The sequence below is a fragment of the Gordonia alkanivorans NBRC 16433 genome, assembly GCF_000225505.1.
GTDB classification, from domain to species: domain Bacteria; phylum Actinomycetota; class Actinomycetes; order Mycobacteriales; family Mycobacteriaceae; genus Gordonia; species Gordonia alkanivorans.
The window spans coordinates 1-22194 of sequence record NZ_BACI01000050.1 but is presented as its reverse complement, the minus strand read 5'-3'; the positions used below and the strand labels follow the sequence as shown (position 1 = coordinate 22194).

At 67.1% G+C, this 22194-nt stretch carries 21 protein-coding genes; 9 read left to right on the top strand and 12 right to left on the bottom strand.

Going from position 1 to position 22194, the window contains the following annotated elements; genetic code table 11:
* The first annotated feature begins 92 nt into the window (after positions 1 to 92).
* The 3 genes from GOALK_RS08075 to GOALK_RS08065 all read left to right on the top strand — a co-directional run bounded on the left by GOALK_RS08075 (position 93) and on the right by GOALK_RS08065 (position 2573).
* A complete protein-coding gene (locus GOALK_RS08075) occupies positions 93 to 713 on the top strand; it encodes a TetR/AcrR family transcriptional regulator (protein ID WP_035752045.1) in 621 nt (206 codons plus the stop codon).
* A gap of 11 nt (positions 714 to 724) precedes the next feature.
* Positions 725 to 2005, top strand: coding sequence for an NADH:flavin oxidoreductase (locus GOALK_RS08070; protein ID WP_006358312.1), 1281 nt, complete (start codon positions 725 to 727; stop codon positions 2003 to 2005).
* Between the two features lie 82 nt (positions 2006 to 2087).
* Positions 2088 to 2573, top strand: coding sequence for a DinB family protein (locus GOALK_RS08065; protein WP_035752049.1), 486 nt, complete (start codon positions 2088 to 2090; stop codon positions 2571 to 2573).
* Positions 2574 to 2580: 7 nt separating this feature from the next.
* Here GOALK_RS08065 and GOALK_RS08060 read toward each other — a convergent pair whose 3' ends face one another.
* The gene (locus GOALK_RS08060; RefSeq protein WP_035752130.1) at positions 2581 to 4173 is read right to left on the bottom strand and encodes a serine hydrolase; all 1593 of its coding nucleotides are present in this window, start codon (positions 4171 to 4173) and stop codon (positions 2581 to 2583) included.
* A gap of 260 nt (positions 4174 to 4433) precedes the next feature.
* Between GOALK_RS08060 and GOALK_RS08055 the strand changes: the two genes are divergently transcribed.
* The 4 genes from GOALK_RS08055 to GOALK_RS08040 all read left to right on the top strand — a co-directional run bounded on the left by GOALK_RS08055 (position 4434) and on the right by GOALK_RS08040 (position 9729).
* Positions 4434 to 6494 carry a prolyl oligopeptidase family serine peptidase gene (locus GOALK_RS08055; protein ID WP_006358309.1) on the top strand — a complete coding sequence of 687 codons (2061 nt, stop codon included), beginning with the start codon at positions 4434 to 4436 and terminating at the stop codon, positions 6492 to 6494.
* 78 nt (positions 6495 to 6572) lie between these two features.
* A complete protein-coding gene (locus tag GOALK_RS08050; protein WP_006358308.1) occupies positions 6573 to 7271 on the top strand; it encodes a TerD family protein in 699 nt (232 codons plus the stop codon).
* Positions 7268 to 8047, top strand: coding sequence for a cyclase family protein (locus GOALK_RS08045; RefSeq protein ID WP_006358307.1), 780 nt, complete (start codon positions 7268 to 7270; stop codon positions 8045 to 8047). The genes GOALK_RS08050 and GOALK_RS08045 overlap by 4 nt, the downstream gene beginning before the upstream one ends.
* Positions 8048 to 8052: 5 nt before the next feature.
* On the top strand, positions 8053 to 9729 hold the full coding sequence (locus GOALK_RS08040) for a thiamine pyrophosphate-binding protein (RefSeq protein WP_006358306.1): 1677 nt from the start codon (positions 8053 to 8055) through the stop codon (positions 9727 to 9729).
* Between the two features lie 39 nt (positions 9730 to 9768).
* Here GOALK_RS08040 and GOALK_RS08035 read toward each other — a convergent pair whose 3' ends face one another.
* The 9 genes from GOALK_RS08035 to groL all read right to left on the bottom strand — a co-directional run bounded on the left by GOALK_RS08035 (position 9769) and on the right by groL (position 18652).
* Positions 9769 to 10563 carry a hypothetical protein gene (locus GOALK_RS08035; RefSeq protein WP_006358305.1) on the bottom strand — a complete coding sequence of 265 codons (795 nt, stop codon included), beginning with the start codon at positions 10561 to 10563 and terminating at the stop codon, positions 9769 to 9771.
* A 50-nt stretch (positions 10564 to 10613) separates the two neighbouring features.
* The gene (gene ppk2 / locus GOALK_RS08030; RefSeq protein ID WP_006358304.1) at positions 10614 to 11564 is read right to left on the bottom strand and encodes a polyphosphate kinase 2; all 951 of its coding nucleotides are present in this window, start codon (positions 11562 to 11564) and stop codon (positions 10614 to 10616) included.
* 103 nt (positions 11565 to 11667) lie between these two features.
* Complete coding sequence (locus GOALK_RS08025) at positions 11668 to 12186, bottom strand: DUF6764 family protein (RefSeq protein WP_035752055.1); 519 nt, start codon at positions 12184 to 12186, stop codon at positions 11668 to 11670.
* Between the two features lie 133 nt (positions 12187 to 12319).
* Complete coding sequence (locus tag GOALK_RS08020) at positions 12320 to 12760, bottom strand: SRPBCC family protein (RefSeq protein WP_006358302.1); 441 nt, start codon at positions 12758 to 12760, stop codon at positions 12320 to 12322.
* 107 nt (positions 12761 to 12867) lie between these two features.
* A complete protein-coding gene (locus GOALK_RS08015) occupies positions 12868 to 13545 on the bottom strand; it encodes a DUF4166 domain-containing protein (protein ID WP_006358301.1) in 678 nt (225 codons plus the stop codon).
* 148 nt (positions 13546 to 13693) lie between these two features.
* On the bottom strand, positions 13694 to 14299 hold the full coding sequence (locus GOALK_RS08010; protein ID WP_006358300.1) for a TetR/AcrR family transcriptional regulator: 606 nt from the start codon (positions 14297 to 14299) through the stop codon (positions 13694 to 13696).
* A 137-nt stretch (positions 14300 to 14436) separates the two neighbouring features.
* Positions 14437 to 15249 carry a tyrosine-protein phosphatase gene (locus GOALK_RS08005; protein ID WP_006358299.1) on the bottom strand — a complete coding sequence of 271 codons (813 nt, stop codon included), beginning with the start codon at positions 15247 to 15249 and terminating at the stop codon, positions 14437 to 14439.
* A 50-nt stretch (positions 15250 to 15299) separates the two neighbouring features.
* On the bottom strand, positions 15300 to 16325 hold the full coding sequence (locus GOALK_RS08000; protein ID WP_006358298.1) for an alpha/beta hydrolase: 1026 nt from the start codon (positions 16323 to 16325) through the stop codon (positions 15300 to 15302).
* Between the two features lie 701 nt (positions 16326 to 17026).
* A complete protein-coding gene (gene groL / locus GOALK_RS07995; protein WP_006358297.1) occupies positions 17027 to 18652 on the bottom strand; it encodes a chaperonin GroEL in 1626 nt (541 codons plus the stop codon).
* A gap of 235 nt (positions 18653 to 18887) precedes the next feature.
* Here groL and GOALK_RS07990 point away from each other — a divergent pair, with 235 nt between their 5' ends.
* A complete protein-coding gene (locus GOALK_RS07990) occupies positions 18888 to 19781 on the top strand; it encodes a TIGR03621 family F420-dependent LLM class oxidoreductase (RefSeq protein ID WP_006358296.1) in 894 nt (297 codons plus the stop codon).
* A gap of 87 nt (positions 19782 to 19868) precedes the next feature.
* On the opposite strand, the gene GOALK_RS07985 is transcribed toward GOALK_RS07990, so the two are convergent.
* Both GOALK_RS07985 and GOALK_RS07980 read right to left on the bottom strand, forming a co-directional pair.
* Entirely contained in the window at positions 19869 to 20528 is a 660-nt protein-coding gene (locus tag GOALK_RS07985) for a hypothetical protein (RefSeq protein WP_006358295.1), read from the bottom strand.
* A gap of 16 nt (positions 20529 to 20544) precedes the next feature.
* On the bottom strand, positions 20545 to 21321 hold the full coding sequence (locus GOALK_RS07980) for an SDR family NAD(P)-dependent oxidoreductase (protein ID WP_035752063.1): 777 nt from the start codon (positions 21319 to 21321) through the stop codon (positions 20545 to 20547).
* Between the two features lie 260 nt (positions 21322 to 21581).
* On the opposite strand from GOALK_RS07980, the gene GOALK_RS07975 reads away from it, so the two are divergent.
* Positions 21582 to 22194, top strand: a 613-nt coding sequence (locus GOALK_RS07975) for a LysR family transcriptional regulator (RefSeq protein WP_006358293.1), incomplete at its 3' end; no start/stop codon positions are given.

Genomic DNA, 22194 nt, shown 5'->3' with positions numbered 1-22194 from the left:
TCCGTCGCAGTCCGTCCCGCTACTCCCTGGTAACACCACCACGATTTCAATCACTGTTTGAAACGCTGTTTGATCTGTGGTTCCATCCCACTGTGACCCAGACCACCGACGCGACGCCGTCCGGGACCGGCTCGCCCGGTACCCGCGAGACCCTGCTCGTCGTCGCCGAACGGTTGTTCCTGGCCGAGGGCTACGACAAGGTGTCGGTCCGCGCGATCTGCGCCGCCGCCGACGCAAACCCCGCGGCCGTGCACTACCACTTCGGGACCAAGGACGATCTGACCATCGCCCTTCTCGAATCCCGGCTGGCACCGTGCTGGGCAGACGCGCTGGCCTCGATCGATCCCGAGAACGATTCGGTGCGCCACGTCGTCGACGTCTTGCTCGCGCCGTTCGTCGATCTCCAGTGCGATCCGACCGGGCACCTACACCTGCGCCTGCTGTCGCGGTTCGTGCTGACCCACCCGACGGTCGGCTGGACCGCCCGGTGGTTCGGCCTCGATCCGTTCGCCGACCTCCTGCTCGACGCCATCCCCGGACTGCCCTCCCGCGCGGCACGGCGCCGCTGGGCACTCGCCTTCCAGCTGATCCTCCTGCGCTTCGGCAGCTCCGAGCCACTCGACGCCCAGGCCGTCGACGCCCTCGCGGGGTTCGTCACCGCGGGACTGTCGGCGCCACCAGACCCCAGCCCGTCCGAACAAGAAACCGATTGAGAGGAACCGACGTGGACAGCCCCGACGCCGGACCGTTCAGCCCAGCACAGCTCGGCCCGCTCACCCTGCGGAACCGACTGATCAAGTGCGCCACCTTCGAGGGCATGACGCCCGACGCGCTCGTCACCGACGAACTCGTCGAGTTCCACCGTGAGGTCGCGGCCGGCGGTGTCGCGATGAGCACCGTCGCCTACTGCGCGGTCTCACCGGAGGGCCGCACCGACCGCCACCAGATCTGGATGCGTCCCGAGGCGATGCCCGGACTGCGCAAGCTGACCGACGCCATCCACTCCGAAGGCGCACTCGCCGCCGCACAGCTCGGCCACGCCGGCGCGGTCGCGAACTCGGTGTCGAACCGTGCCAAGGCCTGGGGTCCGGGCCGAATCCCCGCGCCGATGGGGATGTCGTTGACCCACAAGGCGAGCGTCTCCGACATCGCCGAGCTGCGGGTGAAGTTCCGGCAGGCCGCCCGCATCGCCGTCGACTCCGGCTTCGACGGGCTCGAGATCCACTGCGGCCACAACTATCTCATCTCCAGCTTCCTGTCTCCCCTGCTCAACCACCGCCGCGACGGGTACGGCGGCAGCCTGGTCAACCGCGCGCGTATGGCACGCGAGGTCGTCGAGAGCGTGCGTGAGGAGGTCGGGGACGAGGCCGCGATCTGGGTGAAGCTCAACACCTACGACGGCGTCGGCAAGCCCGACATCGAACGGTCGCCGGAGGCACGAACGAAGGGCCGCGCCAAGCTCAGCGGCTTCAACGTCGACGAGGCCTGCCAGGTGGCGCAGCTGCTGGAGTCCGACGGCCATCTCGACGCCATCGAACCCACCGCGGGCAGCTCGCTGCTCAACCCGATGTACCTGTTCCACGGCGAGGCGCCGCGCAAGGAGTTCGCCGCCGCCTTCTCCGGTCCGATGAAGTACGGGCTCAAGGCTTTCGCGCCGATCTTCCTCAAGCACTATCAGTACCACGACGGCTACCTGCTGCCGCTCGCGCGGGAACTGCGGAAGGCCGTCGACCTGCCGATGATCCTGCTCGGCGGAATCACCGACCGGGCCTCGATGGACACCGCGATGGCCGAGGGGTTCGAATTCATGGCGATGGGCCGGGCGGTCCTCCGTGAGCCGGATCTGCCGCTGCGGATCGCCGCAGACCCGTCGACGACGTCGAAGTGCGTGCACTGCAACCTCTGCATGCCGACGATCTACTCGCACACGCGGTGCCCGATCCGCACCGGCGAGGTGCCCGATCCCCTCGCGGTCTCGTCGTCGGTGAGCGGCCCGGCCAGCTGACGCCGCGGTAGCTGTCGCGTGTCGTGGCGCCGACCGCACCGATACGCGACAAGTGCGCCGTGCTCCCGCCTATGGTGACCCCATGGCTCCTCGCCGCAAGGACACACCGCCGCCGGCGACCGGCGGAACGGAGAAGGAAGTTCTCGTCGGCTTCCTCGACTACCTGCGCTCGTCGGCGGTGTCGAAACTCGACGGTGTCGACGAGGCCGACGCGCGCGCAGCCGCCGTGCCGTCGGGCACCAACCTCCTCGGGCTGGTGCGGCACCTGACCTTCGTCGAACGGTTCTTCTTCCTCGGCGAGGACACCGCCGACTGGAAGGCGACGTTCACCTGCGGGGAGTCGGATACGGTGCCCGGCATCCAGGCCGGCTACCGGCAGGCGGTGGCCGAGGCGAACGCGGTCATCGAGGCCTACGCTGACCTCGGCGAGCCCGCGCCCAGGGCCGCCGGCCGACGATCCTCACCGTCGATGCGGTGGGCGCTGACCCACATGATCGAGGAGACCGCCCGCCACGCAGGCCATCTCGACATCATCCGCGAGGGCGTCGACGGCCGGACGGGCCGCTGAACCGGCCTCAGCTGCGCAGGAAGACCCCGTCGCTCTCTTCGTCGTCGTAGTACTCGATCGTCATCTTCGGGCCGTCGAAGGTCACCTGGGAGATGCTGCCGAGTTCGGCGTTCTCGTCGTGCAGGGTGAAGGTGAAGATGTTCCGATCCCAGTGTGCGAGTTCGTGTTTGCGGACTCCACCGGGACCCATCTCGAGGAACAGCTTGCCGTCCCGTTCGACGACCTCGGCCGGTCCGTAGACTGCGTTGGCATATGTGCCGACGAATGTCGGCAACGGCTGGGCCGGAGCAGGATTCGCCGGTGCCTGCTTTCCGACGAGGTCGCCGCTGGGCACACTCAGCGGCGCATATGCCTTGGCGTACAGCGCACGCCAGTCGCTGCGGATCTCACCGAACTGCACGAGATCCATGAACTCCGCGGCGAGTGCATCGACCGCCCCGATGGGTGCGGCGTTGGACAGCACCACGATCGCCGTGTCCGCGGACGGCAGGATCGAGAACGAGGTTCCAGCACCCGAGGCGAAGGCGCCGGCATGGCTGAACTGGGTGCGCGCATCGGTGGTGACGCCGACGTTGAAGCCGTGCCCGTAGAACCCGGCACGGTCGTCCGGCGACGCCGGCGGGTTGGACACGATCTGCGGAGAGACCGCCGGCAGCAGGGCGTCCGGCGCGACGATCTCGGCGCCGTTGTGCTTGCCCTGCGCCAGAACCATCTTCAGCCAGACGGCCATGTCGTTGACCGTGGAGCTCACCCCGCCGGCCGGCGACTGGGCGTCGGGGTCACGGGGGATGTCGGTCTTGGCCCACTTGCCGTCGATCTTGATGTGCCCGACGGCTCGGTCGGCCCGCTTCTCGAAGTCGGCGTAGCGGGAACTGGTGCTGGTCATGCCCAGCGGCCCGTAGATGAGGTCCTGCGACAGCGTCGGCCAGTCCTTGCCCGCCTTCGCGGCGACTGCCTCACCACCGGTGGTGACACCGAAGTTGGTGTACGCGTAGCTGATCCGGAACGGGTCGAGAGGCATGAACCGAAGCCGCTGGAGGATTTCGGTCTGCGAGTAGCCCATGTCCTCGAGCTTGTCGCCGGCGTGATCGGGCAGACCGGATCGGTGCGAGTACATGTCGCCGACGGTCACGGTCCGGGTGACGTACGGTTCGGCGAGCGCGAACCAGGGCAGCCCCTCGACGATCGGCATGCCCCAGGCAACCGTCTTGTCGGTGACCGCCGCGCCGACCACCGTCGATCCGACCGACTTCGACACAGACGCGAGCTGAAAGACCGTGTTCGGATCGACCTTCTGCCCGGTCGTCAGGTCCTTGACCCCGAACCCCTTCGCATACTTCGTCTCTCCGCCCGACACCACCGCCACCGCGAGTCCGGGCAGACCCGTCGACGACATCAACGACTCGGCGAGCCCGTCGAGCTGCCCGACCGCTTTGTCCACCGCACCGTCGGGTAGCGGCATCGCGTCCACGGCGTTCGGGTTCACCAGCGCCGACGCCCCCGACGGTTCGGTCGGCGGGTTGCCGGTGCCGGACGAGGCCGTGTCGCACGCAGCGACGAGGGCGATCACCGACAGGGCCGAGCAGGCCGCGAGTGACACGCGTCCCCATCCCGGGCCGCGCCATCGTGATTGTCGCCCCGCGGCGGAGTCGGTGTCGGGGCCGGAGCGTCGGACAGGGACCGAATCGGTAGTGGGCATGCGGATCTCCTCATCCTCGCGGAGAAAGATACCGCGAAGACGCCCTGACGTGCACATTCCGTGGTCCACCGGCACGATTTCGGCCTGGATGGGCACAGACGTGACGAGGGCGGGTCCCGCACCGGCGGTGACCTGCACCCGTCCCGCGTAAGTTGGACGCCATGACCGAGCACGCCGACGGCATCTCCACCAGCACCGACACCGACGATCCGTTCCTCTGGCTCGAGGACGTCACCGGCGACGACGCGCTGGCCTGGGTACGCTCCCACAACGACCCGACCGTCGAGAAGCTCTCGTCGTCGGACCGCTTCCGCGACATGGAGGCGTCGGCGCTGGCGATCCTCGACACCGACGACCGGATTCCGTTCGTCCGGCGTCGCGGTGGGTTCCTCTACAACTTCTGGCGCGACGCGACCAATCCCCGCGGGCTCTGGCGGCGGACGACGCTGGAGTCCTACGTGACCGATGCGCCCGAGTGGGAGATCATCCTCGACGTCGACGAACTCGCGCGCACCGAGGACGAGAACTGGGTGTGGTCGGGGGCCACGGTGCTCCGTCCCGAGTACGAACGCGCGCTGGTCTCGCTGTCGCGGGGCGGTGCCGACGCGAGCGTGATCCGCGAGTTCGACATCCCGACGCGGCAGTGGATCACCGACGGCTTCTCCTTGCCGGAGAACAAGTCGAGTGTGCGCTGGATCGACCGCGACACCGTCTATGTCGGAACCGATTTCGGCGATCAACCGGACGGCGTCGGGTCGTTGACCGACTCCGGCTATCCCCGCGTGGTCAAACGCTGGTCGCGGGGCACCCCGCTGGAGGCCGCGACCACCGTCTTCGCCGGCGAGAAGAGCGACGTGTCGGTGCACGCGATCTACGACGACACCCCCGGCTTCGAGCGACATTTCATCTTGCGTTCGACGGACTTCTTCAACTCGCTCATGTTCGAATTACGCGACGGCGAAACGGAACTCATCGACGTCCCGACCGATGCCCACGCCGGTGTGCGGATGAACTGGCTGCTGGTGATGACGCGGTCGGAGTGGACGGTCGACGGTACGACCCATGCGCCGGGCACCCTGCTGGCCTTCGACTACGACGACTACCGGGCCGGTGGCCGCGAGCCGACCGTGCTGTTCACCCCGGATGCCCACACGAGTCTCGTCGACTATGCCTACACGCGTTCGCAACTCATCATCGTGACGCTGCACGACGTGCACACCATGGTCGAGGTGCGCAAGCTCGGCAGCTGGGAGGTCATCGACTTCCCGGGCCTCCCGGGCCTCGCCACCGTGTCCGTGCTCGACACCGATCCGGACGAGAGTGACGAGGTGTTCTGGATGGCCACCTCGTTCACCGATCCGCCGAGCCTCCTGCACAGCAACGGGACCGCGCCGGAGGTCATCAAGCGCAGCCCGACGTACTTCGACTCCGAATCGGTGATCGCCGAGCAGCATTTCGCCACTTCCGACGACGGAACACAGATTCCCTACTTCGTGATCCGTCGACGGGAGGTGACCAGCGGTCCCACCCTGCTCTACGGCTACGGCGGGTTCGAGAACTCGCTCACACCCAGTTACCTCTCGTTATCGGGCAAGAACTGGATCGAGCGCGGCGGCATCTACGTCATCGCGAACATCCGCGGCGGTGGCGAATACGGTCCGTCGTGGCACACGCAGGCGCAGAAGGCCGGACGCCACAAGGTGTACGAGGACTTCGCCGCCGTGGCACGTGCCCTCGTCGACGGGGGCCTCACCACTCCGGAACAGCTGGGCGCACAGGGCGGTTCCAACGGCGGACTCCTCATGGGCGTCATGCTCACCCGATACCCGGAACTCTTCGGCGCGTTGGTGTGTCAGGTCCCGCTGATCGACATGAAGCGCTATCACCTGCTCCTCGCCGGCGCGTCGTGGGTGGCCGAGTACGGCGACCCCGACGATCCCGAACAGTGGGAGTTCATGAAGCCGTTCTCGCCATACCAGAACATCGATCCCGGCGCCTCGTACCCGCCGATCCTGGTCACGACGTCCACCCGCGACGACCGCGTCCATCCCGGCCACGCCCGCAAACTCGTTGCGCGGCTGGAGGAAAGCGGTCACCAGGTTCTCTACTACGAGAACATCGAGGGCGGCCACGGCGGCGCCGCGGACAACAAACAGGCAGCGTTCAAGTCCGCGCTCGCGTTCGAGTTCCTGTGGCGGACGCTCGCTCCTCAGGCGGATTGAGGTCGCAGCTCCACTACCCTGGGCAGCAGATCACCGCGACCGACAACGATGCCGCCCACGACGAGATGAGGAAACCTGATGGGGATCGACTACACCAAGCGCCCGAAAGCCCAACCCCCGCAACCGCCCGCACAGCCTCCGGCTCCGGGTCACGGCCAGCAGCCGCCGGCCCAGCCGGTGTCGCTCTCCAAGATCACGCTGACCAAGTCGGCGCCGAGCATCTCGTTGAGCAAGCAGGGCGCGGCCACCGGTCAGGTGCGCGTCAACCTCAGCTGGACCGCGAACTCCTCCGGCGGCGGCTTCTTCCGCAAGGCCAAGGGCATCGACCTCGACCTCGCCTGCCTGTGGGAATTCACCGACGGCAGCAAGGGAATCGTCCAGGCCCTGGGCAATTCGTTCCGGGCTCCCCGCGACGGGGAGCCGATCATCTACCTCGACGGTGATGACCGGAGCGGCGCCGGCGGCGAGAACATGTACATCGACCTCGCCGCCACGAACCGAATCCGTCGAATCCTGATCTTCGCCTACATCTACGAGGGCACGCCGAACTGGGCCAGCGCCAACGGCGTCGTCACGTTGTCGCCGGTCAGCGGACCGCAGATCGAGGTCCGACTCGACGAGGCCGACCAGTCCGCGATCTCCTGCGCCATCGCGCTGCTCGAGAACCGCGGCGGCGAACTGGTGATCAACCGCGAGGTGCGCTACATCCGAGGCGCTCAGGACAAGATCGACGAGGCCTACGGCTGGGGCATGAACTGGCGGGGCGCGCGCAAGTGACCGCCACCGCCCTGCCCGGTTTCCTCACCGGCCTCGCCGACGGATCCCTCCGGGTGATAGACCTGACCACCCCGCTGTCGAGTTCGACCCCAGCCCTGCGGTTGCCGGCCCCGTTCGCGAACCTGATCGACTTCAGCCTCGAAGAGGTCAGCGCCTACAACGAACCCGGACCATACTGGCGGCACAACAACATCCACACCGGCGAGCACATCGGCACCCACCTCGACGCACCGATCCACTGGATCAGCGGTCGCGACGGTGACGACGTCTCCCAGATCCCCGTGCAGCGGCTGATCGGTCCGGCAGCCGTCCTCGACCTGACCGCGAAGGTCGCCGACAACCCCGACTATCTGCTCGAGGTCGCCGACGTCGAAGCATGGGAGGCCGAGCACGGCGAACTGCTGCCGGGTGCCTGGCTCCTGCTGCGCACCGGATGGGAATCACGAGGTGGGTCGGAAGCGGAGTTCCTCAACGCCGACGAGACCGGCTCGCACACCCCGGGCGTCTCGGTCGAATGCGCCGAGTGGCTGGCCGTGCAGCGGCAGATCACCGGACTCGGCGTCGAGACCGTCGGTGTCGACGCAGGTCTCGCAGGTGGTTTCGAGCCGGCCTTCCCCGTCCACTACCACTTCCTCGGAAACGACAAGTACGGCCTCACCTCGCTGCGGAACCTCGGTGCGCTGCCCGCCACCGGTGCCGTGATCGTCGTCAGTCCGCTCCCGATCGTCGGCGGTACCGGCAGCCCGTCGCGGGTGCTGGCCATCGTCGAGAGCTGATCGGCGTGACGGCCTCAGCGACAACGTACGGCCCGACGGTCGCCGACGTCGCGGGCCGTGTTCTCGCCGATCTGGGCGTCGGTCACGCGTTCGGGGTCGTCGGCAGCGGCAACTTCGTCATGACCAACGCGCTGCGCGCCGGCGGGGTCGGATTCACCGCGGCACGCCACGAGGGTGGCGCGGCCTCCATGGCCGACGCCTACTCGCGCATGTCTGGACGGGTGGGTGTGCTGACGGTGCACCAGGGTTGCGGTCTGACCAACGCGGTCACCGGCATCGGCGAGGCGGCGAAGAGTCGTACCCCGATGATCGTGCTGACCGCCGACGCCCCGGCTGCCGCGCTGCAGTCGAACTTCCGGATCGACCAGGACGAACTGGCGACGAGCGTGGGCGCGGTGAGCGACCGCGTCTACGGCCCGAACACCGTGGTCGCCGATGTGACCCGGGCGTACCGGACCGCAGTGACCCAGCGCCGGACCGTCGTGCTCAACATCGCGATCGACGTGGCCGCGGCACCGGTCGAGGTGCCCGGGCCGGTCGCCGCTTCGTTCGGGGCACCGCGGATCCGGCCCGACGCCGCGTCGGCGGAAACCCTCGTCGCGGCGATTCGCGCGGCCCGCCGGCCGGTCTTCGTCGCCGGACGGGGCGGTCGTGAGGCCGGTCCGCAGATCGCGGAGCTCGCGGAGGCAAGTGGTGCGCTGCTCGCCACGTCGGCGGTCGCCAACGGCCTCTTCGCCGGAAATCCGTTCTCGCTGGGCATCTCCGGCGGCTTCTCGTCGCCGACGACCGCGGAGCTCATCGCCGGCGCCGACCTCATCGTCGGGTGGGGATGCGCGCTCAACATGTGGACGATGCGGCACGGCCGGCTCATCGGCGACCAGACCGTGGTGGCCCAGGTCGATGTCGAGGTCGAGGCGATCGGCGCGCACCGCCCGGTCGACGTCGGCGTGGTGGGAGACTGCGCAGCAACCGCTGCCGACGCGCTCGCCGCACTTTCCGGTGATCCGCTGTCGCACAACGGATACCGGACCGATGATGTGGCCGAACGGATCGCCGCGTCGGCGCGGTGGCAGGACGTCCCGGTCACCGCCGAGCCTGTCGACGGCCGAATCGATCCGCGCGCGTTGAGCATTGCTCTCGACGAGATCCTGCCTGCCGACCGCATCCTGTCCATCGACTCGGGCAATTTCATGGGGTACCCGTCGACGCATCTGTCGGTGCCCGACGAGTTCGGCTTCTGCTTCACCCAGGCATTCCAGTCGATCGGCGTCGGACTGGGCACGGCCATCGGCGCGGCGATCGCCCAACCCGCCCGGTTGCCTGTCCTCGGCACCGGTGACGGCGGTTTCCTGATGGCGATCTCCGAATTGGAAACCGCCGTCCGCCTGGCACTTCCGCTCGTCGTGATCGTCTACAACGACTCCGCGTACGGCGCCGAGGTACACCATTTCGGCGACGCCGACATGACGACGGTGACCTTCCCCGAGACCGACATCGCCGCCATCGCCCGCGGCCACGGCGCGACGGGCGTGACGGTCACCGGGTTCGACGACCTCGACGAGGTTCGACGCTGGGTCGCCTCACTCGACTCCCCCGAACCGTCCGGCCCGCTGGTCATCGACGCCAAGATCACGAACGACGGCGGATCCTGGTGGCTCGCCGAGGCCTTCGCCGGGCACTGAGAGGCTCGCTTCGCTCGCGGCTGGAGGGAGCGGGACGGCTCAGCGCCGGCCCGCGAAGACCATCCGGCCGATGAGCCCGACAACGACCATCGCGACGCCCACCCCGCCGACGATCAGCGCGACCTGGGTGAGGTCGGAGTAGGCCCCGTCGATGATCAGCTCGGCCACCTGCCGACCCGATGATTCGGCACCCGCGACCTCCTGCTTGGCGCGGTCGGCGAAGAACAGGCCGATGACCCAGCTCGCGACCCCGGCCGCGGCAGCGCCCAGCCCGAGCCAGGCGAAGACCGTGCTGCGCCGGTGCGCGAGCAGAAGGGCGAGGAGTCCGGCGATGACCGCGACCGCCGCCGCACCCCGGGCTAGCATGGTGATCTGGCTGCCGACCTCGGCGTATCTACCGGCCTCGAGACCCGAAGCCCCGTTGGTCAATTCGACGACGACCGGTCCCGAGATCTCGTTCGGGGTGCCGGTCAGATTGAGCGCCCGGTTGATCATCGCGGTGATGTCGAGCTGCATGACGGACGTGTCCTCACCCGGTGCGGGTTCGGTGAACAGCCAGGCGTGCTGCTGGCCGACCACATCGGCGAAGTCGAGCCGGAACTGCTCGCTGTCGGTGTACGTCGCGGCCAGCGGACGCACCAGCGCACCCGCGATCGGGAGATCGGTGCGGGCGGTGGCCTGGGCGGCGATCTCGTCGGCGAGGTAGTCCTTCACCTTCTGGTTCTCGGCCATCGGCGCGACGGTGGAGACGAATCCGTCCTGGTCGACGATACGCAGGTCCAGCCACAGAGCCGGGACCGCGAGCACGGTCGCCGCCATCGCGACGAGCGTCATCAGAGCACTCAGAAAGCTTCGCACCCCACGAGGCTACCGAGCCCCGACTGCTACTCCCCGACGACGTCCGCGGCACGCCCGACGATCAGCGGATCCGGTCGACCGACGAAGTCGTGGTTCTTGCCGTCGTACTCGAACAGGCTGAGCACGTACCGCATCGCATTGATGCGGGCACGCTTCTTGTCGTTGGACTTCACCACCGTCCACGGCGCGTGGTCGGTGTCGGTGGCGGCGAACATCGCCTCCTTGGCCTCGGTGTAGGCGTCCCATTTGTCGAGCGAGGCGAGGTCCATCGGCGAGAGCTTCCACTGCCGGACGGGATCGATCTGGCGGATGGCGAACCGCGTGCGCTGCTCGAGCGGGGTCACCGAGAACCAGAACTTCACCAGGTTGATGCCGTCGTCGACGAGCATCTTCTCGAAGGCCGGGACCTGCGACATGAACTGTGTGTACTGCTGCGGATTACAGAAACCCATGACGCGTTCGACGCCGGCCCGGTTGTACCAGGACCGGTCGAAGAAGACCATCTCGCCACCGGCCGGCAGGTGCTGGACGTAGCGCTGGAAGTACCACTCGGTCGCCTCGCGCTCGCTCGGCTTCTCCAAGGCGACCACGCGAGCACCACGCGGGTTGAGGTGTTCGTTGAAGCGTTTGATCGTGCCGCCCTTGCCGGCGGCGTCACGACCCTCGAAGACCAGCAGGTGGCGCTGCCCGGTCTGCTTGGACCACTTCTGGAGCTTGAGCAACTCGATCTGCAGGCGACGTTTGGTGACCTCGTACTCGCGCCGGCTCATGCGCTCGGAGTACGGGTAGTCCTGACGCCAGGTGTCGACCACGTTGCGATGCGGCAGCGTCAGCAGGACGGGGTCGTCGTCATCGTCGTCGTTCACGGTGAACTGGGTGACATCGTGCAGGTCGACGAGTTGCTGAAGTGCCTCTCGGCCGTTCAGGACACTGAAGTCCGGGCCGACGTGGGGGTCTGCGTCGTGTAGATCGGTCACGATCCCAACGATAGGACGACCGGGTGGACCACGCCCGACGCGCCGGTGAACGACGCGCCGCGTCGGGCGGGTTTGGTCTCAGATCGGTGGACGAGCCGACCGGTCAGTTGCGCAGATCGATGGAACCCGAATGCAGGCAGGCCTTACCGGTAACCGAATCGAAGGCCGCCGCGAAGCCGCCGCTGCACACCGCGCCGTCGGGTCCGGCGTAGGCCTGGCCACCCCAGCCGCCGACCGCCACCGTGGTGCCGCCGCGCCGCGCCTGCGCGATCGACAGCGCCTTGGGACCGGTGGTCACCGAGTACGCCACGCCGCGCGAGTTGGCACCTGCGAGGGCCGACGAGCCCGGCTGCAGGTTGTACGACGAGGCGTTGCCGCCGTTGTCCGACACGGAGATGGCCGTGCCGTTGCCACTGCGGTCCTCGGCGGTCGCGCGGCTACCCAATCCGGCCTTGGCGCCGCAACCGCTCGCACCTACGACCCGTTCGATCTGTTGCCCGTTCGACGCCGTGCACTGAACAGCCGATGCGACACCCTCACCGGACAACCCGGCGAATGCGACACAACCGGCGCCACCGGCGAGGAAGACCAACGCCCGGACGGCAAATTTGTTCATTTTCAAGGGATTTGGCCTCCATGGTGCAACGGCTGGGCTGATGACGATCCCAGGGTACCCGCGGTCCGCGCGGGCCACCCGGGGGATCGTCGGGTCGACACCGTCCGGATGACGGCGACCCGGTTCGGGCGCGGTTTGCTCAGCCGGCGGCGCGCTTCTCGGCTTCGGCGGTGAGCCCCTTGCGCGAGGTGTCGACGGCCATCTTCTGGGCGCGCTTGACGATCAATCCGGGCAGTTTGATCTTGAGATCGACCTCCAGGTCGAAGTGCACGTGCGAACCGGTGTCGGTCGCGGTGACGGTGTACTTGCCGCGCTGTTCACTGAGCTGATTCGACTTGATCAGGCGCCATTCGCAGGTCGTGTCGGTCCACTCGTACGTACAGGTCTGTTCGTCGGAGATACCCGCCGCGGTGACCACCATGCGCACGGTCCTCGGTGCGCCGTCGTCGTGCTCGTCGATGATCTCGGCCTCTTTGTGGGGGCCCGACCACTCGGGGAGGGACTCGATGTCCATGAGTACTTCCATCACCACCGAGACCGGGGCGGCGATGTGGAATTCGATGTTCGCGGAGACAGCCATGGGGTGAACCTACCGTCCGGCCTCCGCGGGCACACACCGAACCGTGCGCCGTCGGGATTCGTCCTGGTCGGGTGACCAGGTTCACCCAGCTCGCGCCTCGACGGGGATCAGCTCTCCCGGTCGACGAGGTTCACCGGCCACGCCTCGTCGGGGATGTCGCGGAGTGTGCACGCCTGGTCCGCCGCCGTGAACCATCCTCGGAAATGCATGATCTCGCCGATGACCGGATTGCGAACCGTCATGTCACAGCGGAAGCGTTCGCGCTTCTCGTCCCACCCCTCGATGTATTTCATCTGCGCGGTGAAGAGGCCCTTCATGCCCACCTTCGGTCCGCGCCCCAGCCAGCGCATCGGTCCGCTCTCGAGGAGCAGCTCGCCGGCCGGGGTCACCGACGGCTCGATCGGATAGAGGAACTCGGGTCCGTCGCCGAAGTAGTCGACGAGTCCGCTGCGTCCCGCGACGAGGAGGGAGTTGAGCTTGCGCGGGCCGGTCGTGTACCGGAAGGTCCGCAGTACCGCGAGGGACTCGCGCTCGAGTTCATCGACGTAGCAGTAGTAGGCCTGGGTGAACGGGACCATCCGACTGGTCTTGGACGGCAGGGCGTTCCGCTTGGCGTAGTGCCAGAGAGCCGGTGGGGGCAGGACCGAGGACACGTACACCGACTCGTACATGCCGTGGCAGATCTGGGCGACCCCGGAGGTGGAGTCGATGCCGTAACGCCATGCGACGTTGGGGTGGAGGCGGTCGAAGTCCGAGCCCAGCTCATGCCGGAAGACCGGCGTCATCGTGTCCCCTCCCGAACTCGGCCCAGCGTCGTTCACACGGCGTACTGCCACCGAGGTGGCGCCACCGTGAACCTACTACGGAGCCCGCCGCAAGCCAACGACGTACAGATGACCAGGTCTGCGGGTTCGCCAGAACCGGTGGGAATGCCTACCGGTAGACCGCGGCGTCGCAGAGGGCGGCCAGTTCGGCGATGACCCGATCGAGCGGTTCGACGCTGCGCTGCGTCTGACAGAGTGCGACCGCCCCCTCGATGGCGGCCACGATCAGGTTCGCCAGCGAATCGGCGCGCTCGCTGTCCACACCGTCGACGACGAGCCGGGCGGTGATCAGATCGGCCCAGCGGCGGAGGATCTCGGCGGCGGCGTCGGCCACCTCGGGCTCGCCGCGACGCGCCAGGCCGCCGGCCATGACCGGGCAGCCGAACTGAAAGTCGGTGTTGACCAGCATGCGCCGCCACACGCCGCCGATCTCGCGAACCGTCTCGGCGGGGGTGAGCGTAACCCGGCGCGCGAGCCGCTCGGCGATGAAGTCTCCCGCGTACTGGACCGCCTCGGTCATGAGCTGCGTCTTGCCGCCGGGAAAGTGGTGGTAGATGGACCCGCGAGGCGCGGCGCTCGCGGAGATGACGTCGCCGATCGAGGTCGCGGCGACACCGTCGCGACCGATCAGGTCCGCGGCATGGACGATCATCCGCTCACGCGGACCACGCTCATCCGATCCGGAGATGACGGATTCGGCGGAATGCGGCGCCATGACCTGCTCCTTCATCTCGTCCGGGTGGTCTATGCAACTATACATAGCCCGATCGCCCGGGAGGCGTGTCCGACCGGGTACGCAGACCGTGGTCGCACACGGCATGACCACGCGCATCGTCTTCCGGTGGACCCGGGTCAGGCCTCCACGAGGAAACGTTCGCGGATCTTGTCCTGCTCGCGGGTACCGATACCGAGCGCCTCGCTGAAGTACCCCTCGATGCCGCCGTATCTGGTCCGCACCTCATCGAAGGCCGCGTCGAGGTATCCCGCGTCGACGCCGAGCACGCCGACGAGAAGTTGCGGGTCGCCGCCCGCGGCCGCGAAGCCGTCGAAGATGTGCCTCAGCGCCGGGATGAGGCGCTCGTTGGTCAGCAGGTAGTCGCGGTAGACGTCCTCTTCACCCACCCCGACCAGGGTGAGGAATGCCGCGGCGGCCCAACCGGTGCGGTCCTTGCCGGTCGTGCAGTGGAAGAGGATCGGGCTCGGCGCGTCGCCGAGGAGCCCGCGATAGAACTCCGAGTAGGCGGCCGTGGCACTCGGCAGGGTGATCATCTCGCGGTAGGTACCCGAGATCATCTCCCGCGCCTTACCCCCGGCCAGGACCTTGTCGGCCTGGGCGACCACGGCCGGATCAGCGAGTACGGCACCGATGTTGGCCGGGATCGACATCTGCGCGTCGGCGAGCACGTCGAGCCCGACCTCGGTGACGTCGGGCAGGGACGGGTCCGGGATGGCCTCCCTCTCGTGCACCGAACGGAGGTCGTACACCGTGCGCAGGCCGAGGCTCTCGAGGGCGGCGACATCGGAGTCGGTGAGCGACGAGAAGTCCGTCGACCGGAACAGCAACCCGGAACGCACCACTCGCCCGTCGGCGGTCCGCCAGCCGCCGAGGTCACGCAGATTCGGGAGGCTGCCGATCGGGCTCGGCGCACCGGGTGTCACAGTCACGCGACTCATCGTCGCAGATGAACACGCCTCACCGGCGTCCAGCCGGCAGATCAGCGGGTCAGAGCGCGCTCGAGCATCGGCCACGACTTGGCCAGCTGGTCCTGCCAGTACGGCCACGAATGCGTCCCGGGCTCGTAGTCGATCGTCGCGGGGATGCGTAGCTGCTTGAGCCTCTTGTCGAGGTTCTGCGTGCAGTAGTAGGTCGCCGCCTCGAGAGGGCCGCCTACGCCGACGATCCTGGCGTACTCAACCACGTCACCGTCGATCGCCTCGTTTGCCAGGTGATCGTGCCTTCCGGGCATGCCGGTGCCGCTGCTGACATAAATCGCCTTGCCACGGAGTTTGTGGGCGTTGACCACTGGGTCGTGAGCACGCCAGCCGGGCGCATCGAGGGGTCCCCAGATGTTGGTGATGTCCCCGCCGTTCCCGCCGACCACCGCCTGGACGGCCAACTGGCCGAGCCTGGTGGTGGTCTCGGCACATCCGCTGTAGGACGCGACCCCGCGATACAGCTCCGGCGCCGCCTCGGCCAGGGCGAGCACCGATGTTCCTGCCATCGAGATCCCCGCGATGGCGTTGGCCCCGGTAGCGTTCAGCTTCGCGTCGATGACCGGGGGCAGCTCTTGGGTCAGAAATGTCGTCCACTTGTTACGGCCCAAGACCGGATCGACCTTCACCCAATCCGTGTAATAGCTGTATCCGCCACTCATCGGAACGACGATGTTCACGTTCTTGTCGGCGGCGAATTCGACGATGTCGGTCTGGGCGAACCAGTGTGCATCACCCTCCCCACCACCGGATCCGTTGAGCAGATAAAGCGTGGGCCGGGGCACCGACCTGTCGGCCGCGACGAGAATCCGGATCGGCACATCACGGTTCATCGACGTCGAGTGCACAGTCAGGTCAAGGGCCCGCCCCTCGGCCATCGCTTCCGCGAGCCGGTCGGCCCGCTTGGACTTGGCCCCCGTGTCCGCCGTCGCTGTCACGGAAAAGCCAATCGAGACAACGGCTACGACGAATGCGATGAACGCCTGGACCGTACGGCGATGGAGGTTGCCGCTCGTCACGGACATCATCGTCCCTTCATATGTCGACGCGTGGAACCTGCCCGGACAACAGATTTCCAACGCTCGGGTATCGATCCGAATACATTCGCGACCATACTCACCCGCGACGACAGCATCGGTTTGTTCAGCGATTCCGACACGAATCCTCGAGAACGCAATCGCGAATAGCAATCCACAATCACGAGTTCGTGATCATTAGGACGACCGTCCTCACTCGGCCAAAAACGTTGTGACCGGGCATTCTGCAAATCGCGTCACCGACGTTGGAGATCGGATTCGACGAATGTCTCATCGCCTTCGGCACATGCACGCACAAGAATTCGACCGGTCGGACGACCCGCGGCGTGTCGTCGGCGGGCGTGGCGTTTCCTAGGCGTCCACCGGCCCCGGGAACATCCGCCGCGGATTCTGCAGGAGCGCCGGCGGGATCACCGATGACCGTGCCACCGTGCCGGTCCACCGGACGCGCCGGAGATGTGGAGCGAGAGTCTTGCCACGAGGAACGTCTGCATCCGGAGTGCCATACCCAAACCCGACTGTTCACACACGACGGGTCAGTCGGCGTGCACCTTCTCCAGGACCTGGGTGAAACCTTCTGCCGCGCACCATTCCGGCGGCGACTCGAGAACCAACACACGAAACCGGCCCACTCCTGGAAGGGAGTGGGCCGGCTCGTGAGATGTAGAGCTGGTGAAGCTAGGGGTTCTGAATCAGAAGCCCATGCCGCCCATCTCGTCGGCACCCGGCATGGCCGGAGCAGCGTTCTTCTCCGGCTTGTCGGCGACGACGGCCTCGGTGGTGAGGAACAGAGCCGCGATCGAGGCTGCGTTCTGCAGCGCCGAGCGGGTGACCTTCACCGGGTCGTTGATGCCGGCGGCCAGCAGGTCCTCGTACTCACCGGTGGCGGCGTTGAGGCCGGTGCCGGTGGGCGAGTTCAGGACCTTGTCGGCGACGACGCCCGGCTCGAGACCGGCGTTGATCGCGATCTGCTTGGCCGGAGCCGAGAGAGCGACGCGGACGATGTTGGCGCCGGTGGCCTCGTCACCCTCGAGCGAGAGTGCGTCGATGGCCGGCTCCGACTGCAGCAGGGCCACGCCACCACCGGCGACGATGCCCTCTTCGACGGCAGCCTTGGCGTTGCGCACGGCATCTTCGATGCGGTGCTTGCGCTCCTTGAGCTCGACCTCGGTGGCCGCGCCCGCCTTGATGACCGCAACACCGCCGGCCAGCTTGGCCAGACGCTCCTGCAGCTTCTCACGGTCGTAGTCGGAGTCGCTGTTCTCGATCTCGCCACGGATCTGCGCCACGCGACCGGCGATGGCGTCGGGATCGCCCGCGCCCTCGACGATGGTGGTCTCGTCCTTGGTGACGACGACCTTGCGGGCGGTGCCGAGCAGCTCGACGCCGGCGCCCTCGAGGGACAGGCCGACCTCTTCGCTGATGACCTCGCCACCGGTGAGGATGGCGATGTCGGCCAGCATGGCCTTGCGGCGGTCACCGAAGCCCGGAGCCTTGACGGCGACGGACTTGAAGGTGCCCTTGAGCTTGTTCACGACCAGGGTCGACAGGGCCTCGCCCTCGACGTCCTCGGCGATGATCAGCAGCGGCTTACCGGCCTGGATGACCTTCTCCAGCAGCGGCAGCAGGTCCTTGATGGTCGAGACCTTGCCCGAGACCAGCAGGATGTACGGGTCGTCGAGGACGGCTTCCTGGCGGTCGGCGTCGGTGACGAAGTAGCCCGAGATGTAGCCCTTGTCGAAGCGCATGCCCTCGGTGAGCTCGAGCTGCAGGCCGAAGGTGTTGGACTCCTCGACCGTGATGACGCCTTCCTTGCCGACCTTGTCCATCGCCTCGGCGATGAGCTCGCCGATCGAGGGGTCGCCGGCCGAGATGCCTGCGGTCTGAGCGATCTGCTCCTTGGTCTCGACCTCCCGGGCGCTCTTCAGCAGCGACTCGGTGACGGCCTCGACGGCCTTCTCGATGCCGCGCTTCAGACCCAGCGGGTTCGCGCCGGCAGCGACGTTGCGCAGACCTTCGCGAACGAGGGCCTGGGCCAGAACGGTAGCGGTGGTGGTGCCGTCACCTGCGACGTCGTCGGTCTTCTTGGCGACCTCTTTGACGAGCTCGGCACCGATCTTCTCGTACGGGTCCTCCAGCTCGATCTCCTTGGCGATGGACACACCATCGTTGGTGATCGTGGGGGCGCCCCACTTCTTCTCCAGCACGACGTTGCGACCCTTGGGTCCCAACGTCACTCGGACTGCGTCGGCGAGGCTGTTGAGGCCCCGCTCGAGGCCGCGACGGGCCTCTTCGTCGAACGCGATTTGCTTGGCCATGGGTAAGTGATCCTCCGAAGGGGGTGACACTAGGTTCGTATGGCCGGAACTCGGTGCCCGCGACGGACGACCGGTGTGTCATTCGGTACCGATCTCACCGTCCCGACCTGGCACTCACAGCTCGCGAGTGCCAAGGTCCGTTTTAGCACTCGACCCTGCCGAGTGCAAGGTTGCACCGGACCGGGGCCACCGCATTCGCCCGGCCGGCCGCGGCGACCCTGGTTACGTTGAGGACATGTCTCTCGCGTCCAGGGCGTTCCGGTTCGGGGTCAACATGCTCGCAGTGGACTCCAGCGCGTCGTGGGAAGGCCGCGCGCGACACGTCGAACAGCTCGGCTTCGACGTCCTGCTGGTCCCGGACCACCTGGGCATCCCGAGCCCTTGGCCTGCGCTCGCGACGGCCGCCGCCACCGAACGCCTCCGCGTCGGGCCCTTCGTCCTCAACGCGGCATTCACCAACCCGGTGCTGCTCGCCCGCGACGTGGCGACCGTCGACCAGCTGTCCGACGGCCGTGTCGAGCTCGGCCTGGGCACGGGCTACGTCAAGGAGGAGTTCGAGGCGGCCGGAATCGAATTCCCAACGGCCGGGCGCCGCGTCGACCATCTGGGCGACACCGTGGCCCGGGTGACCTCACTGCTCTCCGCCCCCGAGCACACCCCACGTCCGGTACAGGGGCGCGTGCCTCTGCTTCTCGGCGGCAACGGCGACCGTGTGCTTCGGATGGCCGCCGAGCACGCCGACATCGTGGGGTTCACCGCGGCGCGCACCGGTCGGAAAGGTGACCTCGAGCCGCTATCGGCCACGGACTTCGACGAACGGGTCGCGTTCGCACGCGACGCGGCCGGCGCCAGGTCCGGCGATGTCGAGTGGAACCTGCTGATGCAGATCGTCGTGGTCACCGACGACCCGCGACGCATCGCCGAGGAGAACATCGCGAAGTGGGAGTTGCCGATGAGTCCGGAGGAGTTCCTCGACCTACCGTCGGTCCTCATCGGCTCCGCCGCCGACATCGCCGCACGCCTCGTCGAACTCCGGAAGCGCACCGGGATCAGCTACCTCACTGTCCTCGAACCGGTCCTCGAGCAGTTCGCGCCGGTGATCGGGTTGCTGCGTGACATCGACCGCTGATTCCCACGACCCCGCACGACGAGCCGCCGCGGGGGTGGTTCCCCCGCGGCGGCTCGTCGACCGAAGCGAATCAGACCCTCGAACCGGTCACTGCGGCACGCCGTACTTGTCGATGATCGGAGCCAACAGTTCGGCGGCGCGCGCGCCGGTGATGACCTCGTCGTTGCCGACCTTGGTGACTACTTTGGACTCGGTGTCCTCGTAGACGTGCTCGCCGATCATCTTGCCGTCCTCGTCGTAGGGCCAGAAGAAGGCGAGCGTCCGGCGGACAAGGTAGAACGAGTCGGCGTCGTACTGTGACGACGAGGGTGCGCCCGGATCGTTGTTCACCGAATCGAAGACGTTGTCGCCGAGCAACGCACCCGGCACGAACTGGCTGAACTCGGCCTCTCCGGCGAAGCCCCAGTCGTGCACGGCCATCTTCTGCTTTCCCGTCCACATCACGAGCATGTCCATCGCAGCGAGCTGCTGATAGAAGGCGCGAACCGTGTCCATCCCGTCGAGGATGGTCCCCTGCCCACCTTCGAAGAGCCGGTAGTGCGGATGCGGGACGGTCATGTTGGGTGCGAGCAGTTCCTCGTAGCGACCGGAGACCTCCAACAGTCCATGCCTGCGATAGTTGATGAGGATCTTGCGGTGCTTGGGATTCTCCAGGGTGTCTATGAGGTCGTCGACGTCGTCCATCATGTGGACGAACTCCTCCTCATACGACGTACGGGTGGCAACGGAAACGTGGGCTGTACTCATTGTTGTGCTCTCTCCTTCACAGGTACTTGCTGAGGTCTGGGTAACTACCGATCTCGTAACCGCCGTCGACGACGAGGCTGGAACCGGTGATGTAGCTGGCGTCACCGGAGGCCAGGAACACCGCGGGGGCCGCGAGCTCCGACGGCTTGGCCGGCCGCTTGAGGACTGCGTTGGCGTCGAATTCGGCCATGATTCCCTCGTTTTCGAGGATGAAGCCGGCCATCGGGGTGTCGACGAGACCGGGCAGGACCGAGTTGACGCGGATTCCGTGGCGCCCCAGTTCGAGGGCCGCGTTCTTGGCGAACATGTCTGCACCGGCTTTGCCTGCGGCATACGCACTTCCGCCGTACAGCGGAATGTGGGCATTGACCGATGACACGACGACGATCGATCCGCCGTTACCGGCACGGATCATGCTCTGCGCCGCGTACTTGGTGCAGAGGAACACACCGCGCAGCACGATGTCGACGGTGAAATCCCATGTTTCCCCGTCCAAGTCGGTGATCGGACCAGGACGGATCGCGCCGGCCACGTTGAACAGACTGTCGAGGCCGCCGAGGTCGGACTCCGCACGGGCGACCGCCGCCTGGATGTCGCCCGCGTCGGTCACACTCCCCGGCTGGGCAATGTAGTTGTCGCCGAGCTGTTTTGCCGCGTCGTCCAGACCACCGGAGTCGAGATCGAAGGCGACCACCGACCCTCCGTCGGCGATGAGGCGCTCGGCGATCGCGTACCCGATTCCGGATGCGGCTCCGGTGACGATCGACCGTTTGGGTGCTGAAGAATTGGACATGATTTCCCGTCGTACGAGGAGTGAGAAAGTCGCCGCGAAAGATGGCGGCGAGTCGGCCGGAATGATCTCCGGCACCGATGCCCGAGCCCGCGATCGGCGGGACTGATCAGACCTTCGGTGTGAGGTCAATCATCGACCTCGGCACAACGTCGCGTCCATGACATATCCACTCGCTACCGTTAGCCTTTTGCCTAACATCGCAGATGAGCGGCTCGTAGACTAGTGGTCTACATCACATCCACTTGATAGAGTCTGTCCCTGTGACCCTCAACCTGCACCTGGTGCGCTACCTGATCGCCCTCGTCGACGAAGGGCATTTCGGACGCGCTGCGGAGCGTCTGTACATCAGCACGCCATCGCTGAGTCAGCAGATCCGGAAGCTGGAACGGTCCCTCGGTGCGGAGCTGGTCGACCGGACGGCACGCCCCGTCCGTCCGACCCCGGCGGGTGAACGGTTCCTCGCGGAGGCCAGAGAGTCGGTCTCGGCAGCGGACCGGGCTGTCGCCGCGGTGGACAGCTACCGCCGAGAGTTGTCCCACACCTTGCGAATCGGCTTCATGACGGCGTCAACGGGAAGCCGCACCCACGAGATCCTCGACGAGCTGCGGCGCCGGGTACCCGACGTGACGGTGCAGATGGTCGAACTCCCGTGGTCGCACCAGACCTCCGCGGTGCGTGAGGGCCAGGTCGACGCCGCACTGGTGCGGCCGCCCTTCGCCGATTCCAGCGGCCTGCGACTCGACGTCATCCGCCACGAAGGTCGAGTCGTAGCTCTGCCGAAAACTCATGCGCTGGCTGACCATTCGGTGGTCCACCTCGCCGACCTCGACGACGAGATCCACGTAACCAACGACGACGCCGACCCCGTTTGGG